Source organism: Trinickia sp. (assembly GCF_051954495.1).
Taxonomy (GTDB): Bacteria; Pseudomonadota; Gammaproteobacteria; order Burkholderiales; family Burkholderiaceae; genus Trinickia.
On sequence record NZ_JBQCHR010000014.1, the window covers coordinates 1 to 18,751 of the forward strand.

Here is an 18,751-nt window from a genome sequence, read left to right on the forward strand (position 1 = left end):
GGCATCAATGCCTTCACGTTCAACATCATTCTCGGCGCCGCGATTCTCGCCGCGATGATCTTCAACATCCACATGGCGCGGCTTGGCCGGCGCGGGAGATCGTGATGGCTGAACATGAAGCGCCGCTTGCCTTGCAGGCGCGCGATATCGTCAAACGGTTCGGCGCCGTCACGGCGCTCGACGGCGTATCGCTGCATCTCGAGGAAGGCGAGATCCTCGGCATCCTCGGCGACAATGGCGCGGGCAAATCGACCCTGATCAAGATCCTGACGGGTTTTCAGCAGCAGACGAGCGGCGAGCTCGCCATTCACGGCGAACAGACGCTGCTGCGCTCGGTCGATCATGCCCGCTCGCTCGGGATCGAGTGCGTGTATCAAGATCTCGCCCTCGCGAATTCATTGAGCATCTATCACAACATGTTCTTGAATCGCGAGATCGTCTACCCGGGGCCGATCCGCTTCCTGAATCATCGAGCCATGCGCGAGCGCGCCGCGCAGTGTCTGGAGGATATCGGGGTGCACGTGCCGTCGGTCACGCTGCCCGTCGAACGGCTATCGGGCGGGCAACGGCAGGCGATCGCGGTTGCGCGCGCGGTCAACTCGAACGCGCGCATTCTGCTGCTCGACGAGCCGCTCGCCGCGATGGGCGCACGCGAGGCGGGGCTCATCATCGATCTGATCATGCGGCTCAAGGAAAAGGGCGGTTTGTCGATCGTCATGATCATGCACAACTACGCGCAAACGCTCGACATCGCCGATCGCATCATGCTCATGCAGCGCGGGCGCGTTACCTACGAGCAGCACAGCGCCAAGACGTCGGTGCCCGAACTCATGGACATCGTGCGCCGCGAGTATCGGGCGATGCGCGAGCGCTCGAACGGCGGCGAGCGCGTCTAATCTCGCCGCCGCCGCTCGGAATCGAGCGCGTCAGTTCGTTTTCGCGGCGGCGGCGAGCTTGTCCGCCGCTTGCTGCGCGGTTTCGTCCTTGCTCGTCCAGTAGTTGCCGAGCACGTCGTAGAAGGCGCCTTCCACCGCGGGGCTCACCAGCATGTCGTGCGCCCAGGACGGTACGAGTCCGCCCGATGCGCCCGCCGCCTTGAAGTCGGCCGACGATTTCTTCGCGCAATCGTCGAACTTGGCGAGGCTCACGTCCTGCCGAACGGGAATGGAGCCCTTGTTCAAATTGAAGGCTTCTTGGAAGGCGGGGCTCATCAAGAGGCCCGCCATATCTTTTTGGCCTTTTTCGACGCCGGCGGTCTTCACCTTGAAAAAGACGAAGCTATCGACGTTGAACGTGAAATCCTTTTGCGATCCGGGCGCGGCTACGCACAAATAGTCCTTGCCGGGCGTCTTGCCCGCCACGGTGAATTCTCCCTTCGCCCAATCGCCCATGAATTGCATCGCGGCTTTGCCGTTGATCACCATCGCCGTGGCCATGTTCCAGTCGCGCCCGACCTGGCCTTCGTCGGTGTAAGCGCGGATGCGCTTGAACGTTTCGAGCGCCTTGACCATCGTCGCGCCTTTGAGCGTTGCTTGGTCCAGCTGCACGAACGCCTTCTTGTAGAAATCCGGGCCGCCCACGCCAAGCGCGACCGATTCGAAGGTTTCCGCTTCCTGCCACGGCTGACCGCCGATCGCCACGGGCGTGATGCCCGCTTTCTTGAGGGCATCGGCCACCTTGAAGAAGTCGTCCCAGGTTTGCGGCGGCTGCGCGTTGACCTTCTTGAGCGCATCGGCGTTGATCCAAAGCCAGTTCACGCGATGCACGTTGACGGCCGCGCCGACGTATTGGCCTTTGTACTTCATGATGCGCGCGATCTCGGGCGGCAGCAGGTGGTCCCAATTGCCGGCCTTGGCCACGTCGTCGATCGGCAGAAGCACGCCCTCGTCGCCCCATTCCTGAATGGCCGGACCCTTGATCTGCGCGGCCGCGGGGGGATTGCCCGCCACTACGCGCGTTTTGAGCGCCGTCATCGCATTGCCGCCGCCGCCGCCGGCGACCGCGAAATCCACCCACGTGTCGCCCTTTTGTTCGAGCATCTGCTTGAGCAACTGAGCCGATTTGGCTTCGCCGCCGGACGTCCAGTAATGGAGCACCTCGACGCTCGCCGCATGGGCTTGCATCGGTGCGGCCGCGAGTACGGCGCATGCGCCGGCGACGACGGTCAGCGCGGCAAAGGGCTTGCGCGCGCGCATGCTCGGGTTCTGAGTCGAATGCATCGGTTTCCTCCAACGCCGGCTTGCGGCGGACAAGGTTGACGGATTTTAAGCGGAACGATGGTAGCGCTAACATCACGACCTCCACACTAGGAGGAACCCTGTCGCATGTCTGTCGGCTTTTTGTCAGCGGCCAAACCGGCGATACTCTCGAGCCATGAGCAAACCTCAAAGCAATCCATCGATTCGTACGCAGGGCGGGGAGGGCCGCGTCGCGGGCAATGCACGCCGCCGGCAAAGCGGGCGCGTGACGCTCGAGGAGGTCGCGCATCTTGCGCAAGTCAGCACGATGACGGTTTCCCGCGCGCTGCGCGATCCGAGCCTCGTCTCGGCGGCCGTGCGAGAGCGGGTGCAAGCCGCGGTGACGCAGCTCGGCTACATTCCGAATCGCGCCGCGCGCACGCTGGCGTCGGCGAGCTCGAAGCTGATCGGCGTACTGGTGCCTTCGCTGTCCAATGCCGTGTTCACCGAAACGATCGCCGGCGTGCAGGCGTGCATCGGCTCCGCCGGATACCAATTGCTGATCGGGAACACGGGGTATGACCCGGTGCGGCAAGCCGAGCTGCTCTCGGCCTATCTTTCGCATGCGCCCGATGGCTTTCTCGTGGCGGGCATCGACAATTCCGAGGTGGTGCGCCGGCAGCTCGCGGCATCCAGCGTGCCGCTCGTGCACATGTTCGATCTCGTGCCGGGGGACGAGTGGTCGGTGGGATTCTCGCAGCGTAGCGCGGGCTTCGCGATCGGTGCGCATTTGAGCGAGCGCGGCGTGCGTCGTCCGGCATTCATCGCGGCGCAGCTGGACCCTCGCACGATGCAGCGGCGTGCCGGGTTTCGACGCGCCTTGCGCGCGGCCGGACTCGATGCCGAGCTCGAAGTGTTGACCGAGGATCCGTCCAGCGCCGCGCTCGGCTGCCGGCTGCTTCGCGAATTGCTCGCGAAGGCGCCCGATTGCGATGCGGTATTTTGCTGCAACGACGATCTGGCGTTGGGCGTGCTGTTCGAATGCCGGCGGCAGGGCATATCGGTGCCGGGGGAGCTTGCCGTGGTGGGGTTCAACGATTTGCCGTTCGCCGCCGTATCGGCGCCGTCCATTACGACCGTGGCGACGCCGCGCTACGAGGTGGGGATGCAAGCAGCGCGCATGCTGTTGCAGATCGTCAACGGCGAAGCGCCGGCAAAACGCCGCATCGATCTCGGATTTCAACTCATGATTCGGGAAAGCACATGAAAATCGCCACGCCTTCGCAGCGGACGACAGGACGACGTGAAACGACGCTCATTCATTCCATTTGCCGCGAAGATTGACCCGATAGGCATGCTGACAACGCGCAGATCGATGTCGCGTGTCGGTCCATGCGGCAGCGAGGCCGCGACGCTGATACTATTGTCGTCCCGATTCAGGCACGCGGTGACAGGATAGAGCATGGGTTTCGAGCAACTGGCTGCGCTCAAGGCGCAGCTGACGAAAGAAGCGAAGTTGAAGAAGCAGCAGGAGCAGGCGGCCGAGAAGCCGGCGGCGAAACAAGGGCCGAAGCACGCACCGAGGCCGGGGCCGAAGCCAGGCGCGGCGCCGTCCGCCAAGGGCGATCGGCCTGCCCGTGCGGCGCGCCCGAGCGGCAACGCCCGGCCTAGCGAAAAATCCGCGCCCCCGGTCGATCCGGTCGTCCGCGTCATCGGGAAGCTGCAAAAGCGCTTTCCGGCTGCGTTTCCGAAGAATCCGGCCCCCAAAGTACCGCTGAAGGTCGGGATTCTTGCCGACCTGATCGCGCAGGCGTCCGAGCTTCAACTGAGCGAAGCCGAGGTTCGCGAGGCGGTCAGCACCTGGTGTCGCGGCAGTCGCTACTGGGCGTGCTTGACGGACGGCGCGGCGCGCGTCGATCTGACGGGCGCGTCGGCGGGCGTCGTCACGGCGCGCGATGCCGCATTTGCCCGAAACCAAGCAAAGGGTGGGGCCGGCGGCCGACGCAAGCCGAAGGAGAAGGCGGGCGCCGTGCAAGCGGGCGCCGTGCAAGCGGGCGCCGCGCAAAACAGCGGCGATGTCGCGGCCGGTGCGGCGCAGACGAACGAGGCGCCGCAGGCGTCCGAAGCGCCTGCGGCCGGCGATGCCCCATTACAAGAGGTATCGCGGGATCAACCGCAAGGTTGACCGTCGTTAGGGCGTTCCGCTCGCCTTCTCGCCTAGCAACCCTCCGAGCAACGAACCGATTCCTCCGCTCTGCGAGAGCGATCCGAGCACGCCGGCTATGTCGATCTGGCCGGTCTGCGGGACTTCGCCGTTCGGCGTCGCATGGTCCACGACGTGCGGCAGCACTTGCGCCAGCAGCGCCGAGGCTTGCTCGGGCGAAACGCCCACTTTGCTCGCCAATTCGTTCAGGGCCCCGGAGCCGACGACGTTCTGCACCGTATCGGGCGAGACGGCCTGATTCGGGCCGCTGCTGATCCACGATTGAATGACTTCGCCGGCTCCTTGCTCGTGGAAGCGGGCAATGAGGCCGTTCAACCCGCCGGGCTGGTTGTTGACGAATTCCATCACCGCCGCCAGCGCGTTCGTCGGGTGCGGTTGGCCGTCGGTATTGGATTGTCCGAGGACCGAACCGATCATATCGAGTAGACCCATGATGATGCTCCTGTGAAAGCGGCGTGGCCCGCGATTCGGGCGCCGAAAGAATGGGTGCGCCGAGCGGCCGATGTCAGGCTGAAGCGGCGCTCGTGAGGGCGGATGGACTGCGGGGGCGCTTATGCCCCCGATGCTGCCGAAGCCGCCTTGGCTTTGCCTTTCTTCTTCTTGGACTTTGCGGTCGCTTTGGTTTCTTGCGCGTTCGACGCGGGCATTGCCGTCGTCGGCGCGCTCGATGCGCCCGCCGAAGGCTTGACCGTCTTCGCGGGTGCGTTGCTTGGCGCACCGCTCATTGCTTTGGGCGGCGCCGACCCACCGCCGATCGTCATCCCCTCGGCTTCCAGCTTCGTGACAGTCTTTGCGCCGATGCCTTTGACGCGCTTGGCCAGGTCGTCGGCATCCTTGAACGGGCCGTTCTTCGTTCGTTCTTCGATGATGGCTTTCGATTTGACTGGGCCGATGCCTTTGAGCGATTCGAGCGCGGCCTGATCGGCCGTGTTCACGTCGACGGCGGCGGCCAACGCGGTGGAAATCGATACGACGAGTGCGGCGAGCAGCAAAACGAGCTTCTTCAGCATGGTCATGACTCCCGATCGACGAAGAAAACGAAAACGATTTACGCCGAAATGCGCCACGCGCAACAAAACGCGAGCACGGCGTTCTGTTTTCAATCCGATCAACAACTTACGTTGTTAATCTGCAGCTTGTCCACAGCATTGCCAACAGAATGTGGGGATAACTTCGGCCTTGCAAGCCGAGGCTGAGCCGGCGCTTCCGACGCGGCCCACTATGTGGCGACGTAGGCCCGCGCCGCAACTTGGAAGCATGCCGGCTGTTCGTGACGCTCTTCTGTCCGGTACCGCACCGTGCACGGTCATTCCATGCCGGCGCGATGACTGCTCAAGGCTTCGAGCATGACCTGGCCCGCAGCCGTAATGTGTTCCTTCGTCAAGCGTTTCGCAAGACGTTTGTCTTTCGCTTCGACGGCTTCGAGGATGCGCAGGTGCTCGGCGAACGAATGGCTTTGCCATGACGCCAGTTGCCAAACGAGCCGCAGGTAGCGATCGGCCTTCTGCCAAAGCGATTCGAGCACGCCCATCAAATGCCGCTTGCCGCACGGCGCGTAGATCGCGCGATGGAACGCCCAATTGTCCTTCGACCATTCGTCGACATCGTGCGCTTGGCGATCGGTTTCGAGGATGGCGCGCGCCGCTTGCGCATCGTCGGCAGTGAATGCATCGATGGCGGTATCGAGCGCCAGCAATTCGAGCGCGACGCGCATGGCCTGCAATTCCTCCGCTTCGTCGCGCGTCATCGATGAGACGAATGCGCCGCGGTTGGGAATGATCGTGACGAACCCGCGCGCCTCCAGTTGCGCGAACGCTTCGCGCACCGGAATGTGGCTCGTGCCGAATTCCTGAGCGATCTTGTCTTGCCTGAGCTGCGCGCCGGGCGGCAGCTCGCCGCGCAGAATCCTTTCGCGCAGGCGTTCGGCAAGCGACTCCGAAAAAAACTTTGCAGTCGGTGACTTCTTCATTTTAATATATTAAAACCAATCGAGGAACGGAGGAGTCCATGACAGTCTCGCGTCTTACGGAAATTCCAGGCATTGGCGTCGACAAGATGGGCGACGCCGCCGATGCGAAGCACAACCGCAACATTTTACGGCTGGAGAATCTCGACACTGACCTCAAGCCTCCCGCCGAAGCACTTGCTGCAACCCACGCGGCGATCGACGACGACGACGCCAACAGCTATCTGCCGTTCACGGGGCAGGTGGCGTTGCGCGAGGCGGTCGTGGCGCGCATCGAGCGATCGGCGCGCGTGCGCTATGACCCACATGCCGAATGCATTGTCTCGGCGGGCGGGCTCGCGGGCATCCTCAACGTCTTGCTGTCGATCCTCGAGGCGGGCGACGAAGTGGTGTTGACGGACCCGACGTACGCTGGCCTCATCAATCGCGTGCGGCTCGCGGGCGGCGTGCCCAAGTTCGCCCGCTTGATTCCGAGCGCCGACGGCTGGCGGCTCGATCTCGACTCGCTCGCCGCAGCGGTCGGGCCGCGCACAAGGGCGCTGCTCGTCATGTCGCCGTCGATGCCGAGCGGCTTCGTCGCGAACGCGGGGGAATGGGAAGCGATCGCGGCGCATTGTCGACGTGCGGATGCCTGGCTTGTGTACGACGCGGCCATGGAGCGCATCGTTTTCGACGGCTTGCCCGTCATTCATCCCGCCTCGCTTCCAGAAATGCGCGAGCGGACCATCACGGTGGGTTCGGTGTCGAAGGAATTTCGCATGATCGGTTGGCGCGTGGGTTGGATCGTCGGCCCCGCGAGCATCATGAACGACGTGCGGTTGACAAGCCTGTCGAACGTGGTGTGTCAGGTCGGCATCGGCATGCCCGGCGCGACGGCCGCGTTGACCTCCAGCGACGATGGCGTCGCCCATGCGGTGAACGTGTGGCAGGCGCGGCGCGACTTCTTGCTGTCGGCGCTCGGCGATCTGCCCGTGATGCGTCCCGACGGCGGCTGGTCGTTGCTGATCGACACGGAACGATTGGGGCTCGCGCCGGAAGAAGCGTCGCGCTTGCTGTTGACGAAAGCGGATGTCGCGGCCACGCCGATGAAAGGGTGGGGGCCGCAAGCCGGGCGCTATCTGCGCTTCGTCTTCGCCAATGAATCGGTAGAGCGGCTCGCGGACATCCGTGCACGTGTGCGCACGGCGTGGAGCATGTGACGCCTCGACAGCCGCATATCGCGCCTCGTCCAGAGCAAAGCTGAATTCATTCGTTCTCCTCGCCTTCCGTCTTTTCTAGACTGACGCTTCCGGTTGCCGCTGCGGCGGCAACGCCGATCTTCCTTCGGTTCAACGACCCATGCGATCTAAAAAGACGGGCGCCGCCGCGCGCCAAGGAGAAGTCATGCCCTCGACCGATACGACGCCGCGCGAGCGCGCTCGCCGCCGTCTCTTGCAGTCCTTTCTTTGGGGCGGGGCGGCGCTTGCGGCCGGCGTATCGGGTTTGGCGAAGCCTCGAAGCGCATGGGCGAATGCGAGCGGCAAGACACTGCGCATCGGCTATCAAAAGTACGGCACGCTCGTCTTGCTGAAGGCGAGGGGCACGTTGGAGAAGAACTTGGCCGCGCAAGGCGTGACGGTGAGCTGGTTGGAGTTCCCCGCCGGGCCGCAATTGCTCGAAGGTTTGAACGCGGGCGCGGTCGATTTCGGCACGGTGGGCGAGACGCCGCCGATCTTCGCGCAGGCGGCGGGCGTCGATTTCGTCTATGTCGCCAACGAGCCTTCTTCCCCGAAATCCGAGGCGATCGTGGTGCCGCGCGGCTCGACGATCGCCACGGTCGCGCAACTGCGGGGCAAGAAGATCGCCCTTAACCGCGGCTCCAATGTGCACTACTTGCTCGTGCGCGCGCTGCAACACGCAGGCCTCGAGTACGCCGATATTCAGCCGGTCTACCTGCCTCCGGCCGATGCGCGCGCCGCGTTCACGCAGGGCAGCGTGGACGCATGGGTGATCTGGGAACCCTATTTCGCCGCGATCGAGCGTCAGGCGGGGGCGCGGATTCTCGTGGACGGCACGGGCCTGGTCGACAATCTTCAGTTCTACCTGGCCTCGCGACGTTTCGCGGCCGAGCAGCCGCAACTCGTACACGCGGTGATCGATGCGCTTTCGCAAGTCGATGCTTGGGCGAGGGAACATCCCGCCCAGGTCGCTCGGGAACTCGCTCCGCTCGTGGGGCTGGACGCCGCCACGGTGGAAGTCGCGGCGCGGCGTTCATCATACGGCGTCGTTCCCGTGACGGCGCCGATCCTGAAAGCGCAGCAGCGCATCGCCGATACGTTCAGCGAATTGAAATTGATCCCGAAACAAATCGCCGTCAGCGACGCGCGATGGCTCGTATAGCGAAGCGCGGAGAACACAGAATGAAAGTATTTTGGTTCATCCCTACTCATGGCGATTCCCGTTATCTCGGCACGGCCGAAGGCGCACGCCACGCGAGCTACGACTACTTCAGGCAAATCGCCGTGGCCGCCGACACGCTCGGCTATGAAGGGGTGCTGCTGCCGACGGGACGCTCCTGCGAAGACGCTTGGGTCGTGGCCTCGAGCTTGATCGCCGCAACGCAGCGGCTGAAGTTCCTGGTCGCGATACGGCCCGGACTCAGCTCGCCCGCGCTGTCGGCGCGCATGGCGTCCACGTTCGACCGGCTGTCGAAGGGGCGCCTTCTCATCAATGTCGTGACGGGCGGCGACCAAGCCGAGCTGGAAGGCGATGGGCTGTTCGTCGATCACGATACGCGCTATCGCATCACGGACGAATTCCTGACGATCTGGCGCAAGCACTTCAGGACGGCCCACGAATCGAACGAAGCGGTCCAGTTCGAAGGCCGCTATCTGAAATCGAACGGGGGAAAGCTGCTTTATCCGCCCGTGCAGACGCCGCATCCGCCGCTGTGGTTCGGCGGGTCGTCCGACGCGGGAATCGACATCGCCGCTTCGCACGTCGATACGTATCTGACCTGGGGCGAGCCGCCCGACGCCGTCGCCGAAAAGATCGCCAACGCGCGCGCACGAGCGGGGGCGAAAGGGCGGGAACTGAAGTTCGGCATTCGCTTGCACGTCATCGTCCGCGAAACGGAGGAGCAAGCCTGGGCCGCGGCCGATCGCTTGATCAGCCGTATCGACGATGCGACCGTCGCACGGGCGCAGGCTGCGTTTTCAAAGATGGATTCGGAAGGGCAGCGGCGGATGGCTGCCTTGCATGGCGGCAAAGGCCGTACGCGGGCCGAACTCGAGATCTACCCGAATCTCTGGGCGGGCGTGGGGCTGGTGCGCGGCGGCGCGGGCACCGCGCTGGTCGGCGATCCCGAACAAGTGGCCGCGCGGATGGAGCAATACGCGCGGTTGGGGATCGACACGTTCATCTTGTCGGGATATCCGCATCTCGAGGAAGCTTACCGTTTCTCGGAACTCGTATTTCCCCGCTTGCCCGGTCACGTTCGGGATCGGATCGGTTCGCCGTTGACGGGACCGTTCGGCGAGATCGTAGGCAATTCGTACCTGCCGAAAGTGTCGCAAAGCTGAACGCCGCTTAGCGCGATCCGCGATCCGCGGTCGGTTCGCGCGGTTTGGAATGTTAATTAGGATTCCTATGTAATAGCCGTAACCTGAGAAAGGGAAAAGACCGTGAATAGAAAGGCAGCTTGGATCGACCCGATTGCGCCTTGGATCTTGCCGCTGTTGGCGTTAGTCGCGTGGGAGGCCTGCGCGCGCGCCGGTTGGCTCTCCGCCCGGATCTTGCCGGAGCCCTGGGCCGTTGTTCACGCAGCCTGGGGGCTCGCGCAAAACGGACAGATGTGGGACGACGTCAAAGTCAGCGCGGCGCGGGCATTCGGCGGCTTCGCGATCGGCGGCGGCATCGGCTTTGCGTTGGCGTTGGCGACCGGATGCTCCACCCGGCTCGAGGCCGCGCTCGACTCGTCGGTGCAGATGGTACGAAACATCCCGGTGCTCGCGACGATTCCGCTCGTCATCCTTTGGTTTGGAATCGGCGAGCCGGCCAAGCTGTTCCTCGTCGCGCTCGGCGTCTTCTTCCCGATCTACGTCAATACGTTTCACGGGATCCGCTCGGTGGACGCCGCGCTCGTCGAAATGGCGAGGAGCTACGGGGTACATGGGTTCCGGCTATACCGCGAGGTCGTGCTGCCCGGCGCGTTGCCCTCCATTCTCGTCGGCGTTCGGTTCGCGCTCGGGCTCATGTGGGTGACGCTCATCGTCGCGGAGACGATTTCCGCGCAGTCGGGCATCGGCTACATGACGATGAATGCGAGGGAGTTCTTGCAAACCGACGTGGTCATCGTGGGCATCCTTCTATACGCGCTGCTGGGCAAGCTTGCGGACGTCGTCGCACGACTGGCCGAGGCATGGCTGTTGCCATGGCGCTCGCCGCATCGGGCAGCCCGTGCTTCGGCGATCTCGCGGGTGTTTAAGGGACTGAGGGCGAACAAAGCCTTCAACCGTCAAGCGACGTGGCGGGGAGCGAAAGCATGAGCGGGGCGACGAAGGAGGCGGCCGTCGAGCTTCGATCGATCTCGAAGCGCTATGGCGATCGCGTCGTGCTCGATCGCATCGATTTGTCGATCGAGGCAGGCGCGTTCGTTTCGATCATCGGCCGCAGCGGATGCGGAAAATCCACGCTGCTGCGGCTTGTGGCCGGCCTCGATTCGCCGGACGCCGGAACGATCCTTCCACCGCGGGCGAGCGAAACACGGGGCGCCACCGCGCGGACGCGCCTGATGTTTCAGGACGCGCGCTTACTGCCGTGGAAGACCGTATTGGGCAATGTCTTGCTCGGGCTGGCGTCGAGCGAGCGGGACGCGGCGCGGGCCGCGTTGAGCGAAGTGGGCTTGGCGGGGCGCGAGCGCGATTGGCCGGCTCGATTATCGGGCGGGCAGCGTCAACGCGTGGCGCTGGCGCGCGCACTCGTGCATCGCCCGGCGCTGTTGCTGCTCGACGAGCCATTCGGCGCACTCGATGCGCTCACACGCTTGGAGATGCACCGGCTCGTCGAACGCCTTTGGCGCACGCATCGCTTTACGGCGCTCCTCGTCACGCACGACGTTCATGAAGCCGTATCGCTGTCGGATCGCGTGGTGCTGGTCGAAGGCGGGCGCATCGCGCTAAACGAGCGGATCGCGCTGCCGCGGCCCAGAGTACGTGCCGCCGCCGATGTCGCCGAGATCGAGGCGCGCATTCTCGAGCGCATGCTGTCGCTCGTCGAAGAGCACGCCGTTGTCGGCTGATTCGCCGTTGCTCGCATGGGTCATTCGGTGCGAGTCGATTCAAACTTGGGACAACTTCACATGACGCAAAGATTGAAACTCGTCGCGGTTTCGGGCGGCCTGCAACGTCCATCGCGGACGCTGGCGTTGGTCGACGCCATCGTCGCGGCGCTGGCCGATCGTGTGCCGATCGATCTTCATCTCGTCGAGCTCGGGCAAATCGCGCCGCAGATCGGCGCGACGTTCGATCGAAGCCGCCTGTCGGCTGTCGAGCAGGCGCATCTGCGCGCGATCGAAGGCGCGGACGTTTTGGTCGTCGCAAGCCCCGTTTTTCGCGGTTCGTATTCGGGTCTGTTCAAGCACTTGTTCGACCTCATCGCCGCCGAGGCGCTTGTCGATATCCCGGTGCTGCTGGCGGCGACGGGTGGCAGCGATCGTCACGCGCTGGTCATCGAGCATCAATTGCGGCCGCTCTTCGCGTTTTTTCAAGCACGCACGCTGCCGATAGGCGTCTACGCGTCGGCGCGCGACTTTGCCGACTATGAGATATCGAGCTCCGCGCTGCGCGGTCGCATTGCGCTCGCTGCCGAGCGCGCCGTGCCTTGGCTAAGCGCTCGGCCGAGCGTAGCCGAGCAAGCCGAGCTGGAGCATTTGTCCGTCTAGCGATAGCGGAAGCAGGGCGGATGGATGGACCGACGCATGCCAAGCCACGACAGTGGCACGGCGCGTGCTGTCCGGTCGAAGCACCCATTGCGGGGCCTTCGCCCGAAGGCCCGCGGACCCATCGGACATTCGGCCATGAACTGCTCGTTTCATCGATCGCCCGCGCCCGTCCTTGCCGCGCTCGCAGCGGTATGGGCAACGTTCGCTTGTCTGCCCGCGGCAGCGGCGGTCTCGGTTTCGGACACCCGCTACGGCGCCACTCAGGCAGGCCAGGACGTGCGTGAATATGCCTTCACGAATCGATACGGCGTCACGCTGAAAGTCATGACCTACGGCGGCATCGTCACGGAACTCGATGTGCCCGATCGGCATGGACGCCGCGCCGACATCGTCCTCGGCTTCGGCTCGCTTCAAGATTACGAGCGTTTGAACGGCAACATTCATTTCGGCGCACTGATCGGCCGCTATGCCAATCGAATCGCGAACGGGCGCTTTACGCTCGACGGGCAAGAATACCGCCTGCCGACCAACGATCCGCCGAATACCCTGCACGGCGGCCCCGACAGTTTCGATTCGAAGGTCTGGACGCCGGTGCGCACATTCCAGCAACCGACCGAGGCGGGTGTGCAACTGCGCTATGTGAGCCCCGACGGCGAGAACGGCTTTCCGGGCACGTTGACGGTGGATGTCACCTATACGTTGACCGACGACGATGAGGTGCGCATCGACTATCGCGCGACGACGGACAAGGACACCGTGGTCAACCTGACCAATCACAGCTACTTCAATCTCGCCGGCGAGGCTAGCGGCAACGTGGAGCGGCAGATGATAGAAATCGCGGCCTCGCGCTACACGCCGACCGACGACAAATCGATACCGACAGGTGAAATCAGTGAGGTCGCCGGTACGCCTATGGACTTGCGCGGATTGTCGCCGATCGGCGCGCATTTGAGAGACGCGTACGCGCAGCTCATTTGGGCGCATGGCTACGATCAAAATTGGGTGCTCGACGGCGGCGGCCACGACACGCCGGCGTTCGCCGCCCGCGCCTACGATCCCGATTCGGGGCGTGTGCTCGATGTCTACACGACGCAGCCTGGTTTGCAGTTCTATACGGCGAACGGCCTCGATGGCAGCGTCGTCGGGCGCTCCGGCTCGGCCTATCGCCAAACCGATGCGTTCGCGCTCGAGGCCGAGCATTTTCCCGATTCGCCGAACCAGCCGACGTTCCCCACGACCGAACTCAAACCGGGGCAGACACTGCACGAAGTCACGGTTTGGAAGTTGGGCGTGCGTTAGTGCGCTCGTGCGCTAACCAAGCGCAGGCGAAGCACAGACGAAACGTCGACCGATGCTCGGCCAGAAGCGCCGCCGCGCGAAATCGCGATAGCATGGGCGCACTTTCATGACTTCGGCGTGCGTGCCGCGCCGGCTGCATCCATGTCGAAGGCTGTTCCGTCCATCTATCGTTCCAGCAGGTTCGATGTCCACGTTCTAGATGTGCCGCATGCCGCCGCCGCGGGGGTGGAGCTGCAGCGTATCGCCTTCGACTTCGATATCGCGCGCGAGTCTTCGGTATTCGAGTTCCTGACCGATGACGAGCGGGCGCGCGCCGCGCGTTTTCTGCGGCCTGAAGATGCGGTGCGATATTCGACGACCCGCGCCGTGCTGCGCGAGTCGATCGCCGCGTGCTTGGACATGCAGCCTTCACGCGTGCGCTTTCGCTACGACGAGGCGGGTCGGCCCAGCGTCGCCGATCCGCCCCGCGGGTTCGACTTCAATGTTTCGCATTCGGGCGGCTTTGCGTTGATCGCGCTGTCGCATGGGCGCAGGGTCGGCGTCGACATCGAATCGAAACGCGCGGCGCTCGATTGGCGCTCTCTCGCTCGAGCGGTATTCGCACCGAGCGAGCATGCGTACGTCGAGGCGCTGCCGGAAGCCGCGCGGCTAGACGCCTTCTTCGCTGTTTGGACCGCCAAGGAGTCGCTGCTCAAGGCGATCGGCGTGGGAATCGCGGGCGGCCTCGATCGGTTTTCGGTGCTGGGCGACATGAGCGCTGCTCCACGCGTGCCGATCTTGGACGCGAGCGATTCTCCATCGCTCGGAGTGCATGCGTACGACGCGTGCTGGTGCGATGCGCCCGCGGGCTACGCGGCATGCGTCGCTTGGTCGAAAGAGTCCGATGCGTCCAACGCGTCCAACGCCCCGGCCGATCGCTAGCGGCTGCCTAAGGTTTATCGGGGGGCTGCTCGAGGCCGGATCTCTGCGCTTCGCTCGCTGGTTTCCGAATCGGATCGAGCAGAGGCCGCAAACCATTGTGATCCAGTTCCTGCATCAGCGCGAGCAGGCGGCCGATCTCGCCCGGCGGAAAGCCTTCCCGCGCAAACCAGTTCAGATAATGGCCGGGTAGGTCTGCGATGAGCCTGCCCTTGTACTTGCCGAACGGCATGGCCAGCGTCACGAGGCGTTCCAGGTCTTGCGGATTCACGAGCAGGCCTTTTTTGCAAAAAAGAGGGGACTGACGTACCGCGCGTGCACCGCGGCGATATTGCTAGATTTCACAAAAAGTGACGGATCGTATAGTAAAACATCCCGAAAAATCGGGAATAAAAATTGAAAACGATTCGAACTCTTATGAGTGTCCGATGGTCAGAGTGGCCGCGCGTCGCAAGCCGCGTACCCAACTCACCTGATTGACCATGGAGGCACTTAACGTGATCACCAAGAGACGCCGATTCCTGGGCCAAATGGCTGCCATTGCGGGCGGCCAAGTACTCGTTGCATTGAGTGGCGCAGGAGCAGGCGAAGCTATCGCAGCAAGCAATGTTGCTGCGGAATCCACCGATGGAACGGTCATTCCTTCCGCTTCTTCGATCGTCGATCGGCAGGGAAATGTCTGGACGGTAAAAAGCGGATTCATTTACAAAAACGGTGTAAAGGACCCGGACTCCTACGACGTGAGTCTTTTGCTGTGGTATGGAGGAATGATTTACCAACGCGGCACGAACGATCAGTTCTATGTGCACACCTGGGCCGAGCGTTGGCGGCCGTGCACCGACCCGCGCGTTCCCCTCGAAGTCCCCACGGGGGCGTTCTACGGCATCAACGGGCACTACGATTATCCGTTTACGCCCCAACAGCTCATCGCGACGCTGCAGGCGCTCGGATGCACGAGCTATCGCGTCGGCTGCGTGAATTCGCCGTCGCAGCTCAAGCCCGTCATTGCGTTGGCGGATGCATTCCGCACGGTGGGCTTCACGCTGCTGCCGCTCGTCAACTACGGCCTGCGCGACAGCGCCGGCAACTTGTATGCGAGCGAGCGCGATGCGTATGTCGCAAATCGCGCCGGTGCGGCCGCCATCGCCAGAGCGCTTGGTCCGCACGGCGTCAAGATGTACGAATGCGGCAACGAGCTCACGCGCGACCGCGCGATCATTCTTGATTCGACCAATGCAGGGACGAAGCCCCAGGACTTCAACAATAAGAATTGGCCGATTCTGCGTGGCGCGATCCAAGGGATGATCGACGGAATCAAATCGGTGCAGCCCAGCGCGAAGTGCGGCGTGAACTTCACGGTCGCCGACGTTGCGGCGTCGGATATGTTGTGGGACGGCGAGCAGCCGGACGGCTCGGGCGGCTATCGCAAGATGCGCTGGGACATCACCACGTGGCACAACTACCAACCGTACGGCGACATCTTCAAGATCGGCGTCGACGGCGCGGGCCCGGGCTTCAATTTGCCGGCCTACTGCAAGGCGCGATACGGCAAGCCGTTCATGATTACCGAGTGGAATGCGGCGCCGGAGGAAGACGAGCAGTTCCGTGCCGACTATGTCAAACAAAAACTGCAGCGCTTTTATGCGGCGCGCAAAAACGAAGGTATCCAGGCGGTGATGTATTACGTGTTGCTCAGCGGCGATCGGACGTTCGGGATCATCCAGAACGATCTCGCACCGATCGATCCGCCGCATACGGCGTTCAGCGCGTTTACGGCGGCGAACGCCGATCAGTAGCGGGCCGCATAAGGCCTAGCTCAAAGGCGCGGAATCCTCGCATGCGCTGCGCAAGAGATCGGTGATCCCTTCGTACGACGTCGGCCGACCTGTCAGATAGCCTTGGACGATATCGCAGCCCGCGTCGCTAAGCCATGCCAATTGCGCGGGTTCTTCGACACCCTCGGCTACGACGGCGATGCCGAAGCTGTGGGCCATGGAGATGATGGCCGTGACGATCGGCTGTCCCGCCTGCGGCAATGGCTTCACGAAGGCGCGATCGATCTTGAGGGTGTTCACGGGGAAGGACTGCAGGTACGACAGCGATGAGTAGCCCGTGCCGAAATCGTCGAGCGACAAGCGTATGCCGGCCGCGCGCAGCTGGCGCATCGCTTCGACGCCGGCGGTCATGTTCGCCATCAGTTGGCTCTCCGTCAGCTCGAGTTCGAGCAAGTTCGGAGAAAGGCCACTTTCGGCGAGCACCGCCTCCACGTCTTCGTTGAACTGAGTCTGTCGCAACTGGCGTGCCGATACGTTGACGGCCACGTAGATCGCACTGTCGTGTTCGGCGTTCCAACGCGCCGCATCGCGGCACGCGCGACGCAATACCCATTGCCCTAAAGAAACGATGAGGTCGCTGTCCTCGGCTACCCGAACGAATTCGCTCGGCGCGATGTCTCCGTCGACCGGATGGTTCCAGCGCAAGAGGGCTTCGGCGCCGAGCAAACGGCCCGACCCGCAGGCGAATTGCGGTTGGTAGACGACATGCAAGCCATCGGTTTCGATGGCCTTGCGCAATTCCGTCTCTAGGCGGGCGCGCCTGCGCGCTTCCACGGTCATGCTCGGGTGAAACTCTACCGCGGCGTTCTTGCCCACGTTTTTGGCGGCATAGAGCGCGATGTCCGCACTGCTCACGAGCGAGGCCACGTCGACGGCGTCGTCCGGATAAACGCTGACGCCCACGCTTGCGCTGGCGACGACGCTCGCCCGCGGCAAATCGAACGGACGAGCGAGCGCGCGGGCGATGCGTTCCGCCGTTCGAATCCCTTCGGCCTTTTCCTTCGCGATCGAAACCAGCACGGCGAACTCGTCGCCGCCGATGCGGCTCACGAGATCCGCGCCGCGCACGCTTTGCCGCAGCACGAGCGCGACATGCTTGAGCAACTCGTCTCCGGCGCCGTGGCCGAGCGTATCGTTGACCGTTTTGAAATCGTCCAAGTCGACGAGGATCAGCGCGGCACGCGCGCACGTTTGCGTGCCGCGCTGTAGCCGCTGTGCGAGCTCGTCATAAAATGCGCGGCGATTGGGCAGGCCCGTCAGCGGGTCGGTCGACGCGAGATATTCGAGCTTCTTTTCCGCCTGAGAGATGCGCGCGCTCATGCGGGAGGTCACGACGAAGGCGATCCATAGCGCGCATAGCGACGCGCCGACGATAAAGGCGGCGTAGTGCAGCAAGTCGTGCGTCATTTGCTCCGTCGTGGCGACGACGACGACCGAACCCAGCGTTTTACCGTTCTGCGCGATGGTCGACGCGACGAAGACATCGTCGAACGACAAGCGGCGCTTGACCGGTTTGACGTTGGACGGCGCCGCTTCCGTGGCGTCGCGCTCCGACAAGCCCGGTTTCGCATACGCCGCGAAGCGCTTGCCGTCGGCGGTGTAGATGCCGGCGCTCTCGATGTACGGCACTTTTCGCAGAGAATGCAGTACTTCCTGCGCGGAGCGGACGTCCTCGAACATGAGCGCGGCGGACACGTTGTCGGCGATCATATCGGCCTGCACCGTGGCGTCGACGGTCAAGGCCGAGCGCAGGGAAAGGGCCTGATAGACGAGCAGGACGAGACCCGAGACGAGCAAGGCCACGCCGAAGCCGGCGAGCTTGACGCGCGCCATTTCCTTCATGGGGCTGGGGCTGGGTTGGCCGCTCTGATTCATGACACGTTCCTTGCCAGGCGCAGCAGCTTCGAGCTGAGCGCGAGATGACGGCGTACCGCTTCCTTGTTGTCGATGTCGAAGCGCAGCCGGTCGCCGTCTCGCACGAGCGTAACCACATAGGCGCCGTCGCTCGCATCCGATTCGGCGGCGCGTACGACGAGCATCGGAACGTCGCGGCCGCTCGCTGCGCGCGCCGCGGCGCTGGACGCGGCATCGTCGACGATGAGCACGCTGCAGCCGGCGATGGCGGCGCCGTCCGGAATGGGCTTCACGCTCCATGCCTTGCCGGAGACGAGGCGACCCTCGAGTTTGGCCAGCGTGGCGCCGAGTGCCGTGTGCGGATTGACGCAGACGACGAGCGCGCTGCCCGCGCGCGCGGGCGGCCACTCGGTGAATTCCGTGAAGTTATAGATATAGGCGGCTTCGAGCGAGTACAGGTCGACCTGCGCATGCACGGGCGTCCATAGGCGAGTGAAGGCGGCCACGGCGACGAGCACGATGCAGGGGCGGACGAAGGACGGTCTTGCGGCTCGCATG

Annotated in this window: 18 protein-coding genes and 2 pseudogenes; 13 read left to right on the forward strand and 7 right to left on the reverse strand. The window is 63.8% G+C overall.

Annotated features, from left to right (window positions below; translation table 11 throughout):
* Together ACTHNR_RS01485 and ACTHNR_RS01490 are read left to right on the forward strand one after the other, a co-directional pair.
* A pseudogene (locus tag ACTHNR_RS01485) lies at nt 1-105 on the forward strand (ABC transporter permease); the annotation flags it as partial.
* Entirely contained in the window at nt 105-896 is a 792-nt protein-coding gene (locus tag ACTHNR_RS01490) for an ATP-binding cassette domain-containing protein (RefSeq protein WP_440545636.1), read from the forward strand. The pseudogene ACTHNR_RS01485 and the gene ACTHNR_RS01490, both read left to right, overlap by 1 nt.
* Before the next feature lie 30 nt (nt 897-926).
* On the opposite strand, the gene ACTHNR_RS01495 is transcribed toward ACTHNR_RS01490, so the two are convergent.
* Complete coding sequence (locus ACTHNR_RS01495; protein ID WP_440545664.1) at nt 927-2,195, reverse strand: ABC transporter substrate-binding protein; 1,269 nt, start codon at nt 2,193-2,195, stop codon at nt 927-929.
* 178 nt (nt 2,196-2,373) lie between these two features.
* On the opposite strand from ACTHNR_RS01495, the gene ACTHNR_RS01500 reads away from it, so the two are divergent.
* Both ACTHNR_RS01500 and ACTHNR_RS01505 read left to right on the forward strand, forming a co-directional pair.
* Nucleotides 2,374-3,444: a LacI family DNA-binding transcriptional regulator gene (locus tag ACTHNR_RS01500; protein WP_440545637.1), complete on the forward strand. Its 1,071-nt coding sequence runs from the start codon at nt 2,374-2,376 to the stop codon at nt 3,442-3,444.
* 195 nt (nt 3,445-3,639) lie between these two features.
* Nucleotides 3,640-4,362 (forward strand): ProQ/FINO family protein, encoded by a 723-nt coding sequence (locus ACTHNR_RS01505; RefSeq protein WP_440545638.1) that lies wholly within the window; start codon nt 3,640-3,642, stop codon nt 4,360-4,362.
* Nucleotides 4,363-4,368: 6 nt separating this feature from the next.
* Here the strand turns inward: ACTHNR_RS01505 and ACTHNR_RS01510 are convergent, their stop codons facing one another.
* The 3 genes and pseudogenes from ACTHNR_RS01510 to ACTHNR_RS01520 all read right to left on the reverse strand — a co-directional run bounded on the left by ACTHNR_RS01510 (nt 4,369) and on the right by ACTHNR_RS01520 (nt 6,370).
* Nucleotides 4,369-4,833 (reverse strand): YidB family protein, encoded by a 465-nt coding sequence (locus ACTHNR_RS01510; protein ID WP_440545639.1) that lies wholly within the window; start codon nt 4,831-4,833, stop codon nt 4,369-4,371.
* Between the two features lie 122 nt (nt 4,834-4,955).
* Nucleotides 4,956-5,411, reverse strand: a pseudogene (locus ACTHNR_RS01515) (ComEA family DNA-binding protein); the annotation flags it as partial.
* 296 nt (nt 5,412-5,707) lie between these two features.
* The gene (locus ACTHNR_RS01520; protein WP_440545640.1) at nt 5,708-6,370 is read right to left on the reverse strand and encodes a GntR family transcriptional regulator; all 663 of its coding nucleotides are present in this window, start codon (nt 6,368-6,370) and stop codon (nt 5,708-5,710) included.
* A 38-nt stretch (nt 6,371-6,408) separates the two neighbouring features.
* Between ACTHNR_RS01520 and ACTHNR_RS01525 the strand changes: the two genes are divergently transcribed.
* The 8 genes from ACTHNR_RS01525 to ACTHNR_RS01560 all read left to right on the forward strand — a co-directional run bounded on the left by ACTHNR_RS01525 (nt 6,409) and on the right by ACTHNR_RS01560 (nt 14,507).
* Nucleotides 6,409-7,566, forward strand: a complete 1,158-nt coding sequence (locus ACTHNR_RS01525; protein ID WP_440545641.1) for a pyridoxal phosphate-dependent aminotransferase — start codon at nt 6,409-6,411, stop codon at nt 7,564-7,566.
* Between the two features lie 184 nt (nt 7,567-7,750).
* Complete coding sequence (locus ACTHNR_RS01530; RefSeq protein ID WP_440545642.1) at nt 7,751-8,746, forward strand: sulfonate ABC transporter substrate-binding protein; 996 nt, start codon at nt 7,751-7,753, stop codon at nt 8,744-8,746.
* Between the two features lie 20 nt (nt 8,747-8,766).
* A complete protein-coding gene (gene ssuD, locus ACTHNR_RS01535; protein ID WP_440545643.1) occupies nt 8,767-9,927 on the forward strand; it encodes an FMNH2-dependent alkanesulfonate monooxygenase in 1,161 nt (386 codons plus the stop codon).
* A 102-nt stretch (nt 9,928-10,029) separates the two neighbouring features.
* Complete coding sequence (ssuC, locus tag ACTHNR_RS01540; RefSeq protein WP_440545644.1) at nt 10,030-10,893, forward strand: aliphatic sulfonate ABC transporter permease SsuC; 864 nt, start codon at nt 10,030-10,032, stop codon at nt 10,891-10,893.
* Nucleotides 10,872-11,645: an ATP-binding cassette domain-containing protein gene (locus tag ACTHNR_RS01545; RefSeq protein WP_440545645.1), complete on the forward strand. Its 774-nt coding sequence runs from the start codon at nt 10,872-10,874 to the stop codon at nt 11,643-11,645. Before ssuC ends, ACTHNR_RS01545 begins: the two co-directional genes overlap by 22 nt.
* Nucleotides 11,646-11,705: 60 nt before the next feature.
* Nucleotides 11,706-12,287, forward strand: coding sequence for an FMN reductase (msuE, locus tag ACTHNR_RS01550; protein WP_440545646.1), 582 nt, complete (start codon nt 11,706-11,708; stop codon nt 12,285-12,287).
* Nucleotides 12,288-12,422: 135 nt separating this feature from the next.
* Nucleotides 12,423-13,586 carry an aldose epimerase family protein gene (locus tag ACTHNR_RS01555; RefSeq protein WP_440545647.1) on the forward strand — a complete coding sequence of 388 codons (1,164 nt, stop codon included), beginning with the start codon at nt 12,423-12,425 and terminating at the stop codon, nt 13,584-13,586.
* Nucleotides 13,587-13,727: 141 nt separating this feature from the next.
* Nucleotides 13,728-14,507: a 4'-phosphopantetheinyl transferase family protein gene (locus ACTHNR_RS01560; RefSeq protein ID WP_440545648.1), complete on the forward strand. Its 780-nt coding sequence runs from the start codon at nt 13,728-13,730 to the stop codon at nt 14,505-14,507.
* 7 nt (nt 14,508-14,514) lie between these two features.
* On the opposite strand, the gene ACTHNR_RS01565 is transcribed toward ACTHNR_RS01560, so the two are convergent.
* Nucleotides 14,515-14,775 carry a DUF3820 family protein gene (locus tag ACTHNR_RS01565; RefSeq protein WP_440545650.1) on the reverse strand — a complete coding sequence of 87 codons (261 nt, stop codon included), beginning with the start codon at nt 14,773-14,775 and terminating at the stop codon, nt 14,515-14,517.
* A gap of 496 nt (nt 14,776-15,271) precedes the next feature.
* On the opposite strand from ACTHNR_RS01565, the gene ACTHNR_RS01570 reads away from it, so the two are divergent.
* Nucleotides 15,272-16,300, forward strand: coding sequence for a hypothetical protein (locus ACTHNR_RS01570; RefSeq protein WP_440545652.1), 1,029 nt, complete (start codon nt 15,272-15,274; stop codon nt 16,298-16,300).
* Between the two features lie 15 nt (nt 16,301-16,315).
* On the opposite strand, the gene ACTHNR_RS01575 is transcribed toward ACTHNR_RS01570, so the two are convergent.
* Together ACTHNR_RS01575 and ACTHNR_RS01580 are read right to left on the reverse strand one after the other, a co-directional pair.
* A complete protein-coding gene (locus ACTHNR_RS01575) occupies nt 16,316-18,214 on the reverse strand; it encodes a bifunctional diguanylate cyclase/phosphodiesterase (RefSeq protein ID WP_440545653.1) in 1,899 nt (632 codons plus the stop codon).
* Nucleotides 18,211-18,750 carry a YfiR family protein gene (locus ACTHNR_RS01580; RefSeq protein WP_440545654.1) on the reverse strand — a complete coding sequence of 180 codons (540 nt, stop codon included), beginning with the start codon at nt 18,748-18,750 and terminating at the stop codon, nt 18,211-18,213. The genes ACTHNR_RS01575 and ACTHNR_RS01580 overlap by 4 nt, the downstream gene beginning before the upstream one ends.
* Between the last annotated feature and the right edge of the window lies 1 nt (nt 18,751).

Coding starts and splice junctions, on each gene's coding strand:
- ACTHNR_RS01575 (WP_440545653.1), bottom strand. CDS start 18,214: ATGAATCAGAGCGGCCAACCCAGCCCCAGCCCCATGAAGGAAATGGCG.
- ACTHNR_RS01570 (WP_440545652.1), top strand. CDS start 15,272: ATGATTTACCAACGCGGCACGAACGATCAGTTCTATGTGCACACCTGG.
- ACTHNR_RS01505 (WP_440545638.1), top strand. CDS start 3,640: ATGGGTTTCGAGCAACTGGCTGCGCTCAAGGCGCAGCTGACGAAAGAA.
- ACTHNR_RS01555 (WP_440545647.1), top strand. CDS start 12,423: ATGAACTGCTCGTTTCATCGATCGCCCGCGCCCGTCCTTGCCGCGCTC.
- ACTHNR_RS01580 (WP_440545654.1), bottom strand. CDS start 18,750: ATGCGAGCCGCAAGACCGTCCTTCGTCCGCCCCTGCATCGTGCTCGTC.
- ssuD (WP_440545643.1), top strand. CDS start 8,767: ATGAAAGTATTTTGGTTCATCCCTACTCATGGCGATTCCCGTTATCTC.
- ACTHNR_RS01530 (WP_440545642.1), top strand. CDS start 7,751: ATGCCCTCGACCGATACGACGCCGCGCGAGCGCGCTCGCCGCCGTCTC.
- ACTHNR_RS01495 (WP_440545664.1), bottom strand. CDS start 2,195: ATGCGCGCGCGCAAGCCCTTTGCCGCGCTGACCGTCGTCGCCGGCGCA.
- ACTHNR_RS01525 (WP_440545641.1), top strand. CDS start 6,409: ATGACAGTCTCGCGTCTTACGGAAATTCCAGGCATTGGCGTCGACAAG.
- msuE (WP_440545646.1), top strand. CDS start 11,706: ATGACGCAAAGATTGAAACTCGTCGCGGTTTCGGGCGGCCTGCAACGT.
- ACTHNR_RS01520 (WP_440545640.1), bottom strand. CDS start 6,370: ATGAAGAAGTCACCGACTGCAAAGTTTTTTTCGGAGTCGCTTGCCGAA.
- ACTHNR_RS01560 (WP_440545648.1), top strand. CDS start 13,728: ATGTCGAAGGCTGTTCCGTCCATCTATCGTTCCAGCAGGTTCGATGTC.
- ACTHNR_RS01490 (WP_440545636.1), top strand. CDS start 105: ATGGCTGAACATGAAGCGCCGCTTGCCTTGCAGGCGCGCGATATCGTC.
- ACTHNR_RS01510 (WP_440545639.1), bottom strand. CDS start 4,833: ATGGGTCTACTCGATATGATCGGTTCGGTCCTCGGACAATCCAATACC.
- ACTHNR_RS01500 (WP_440545637.1), top strand. CDS start 2,374: ATGAGCAAACCTCAAAGCAATCCATCGATTCGTACGCAGGGCGGGGAG.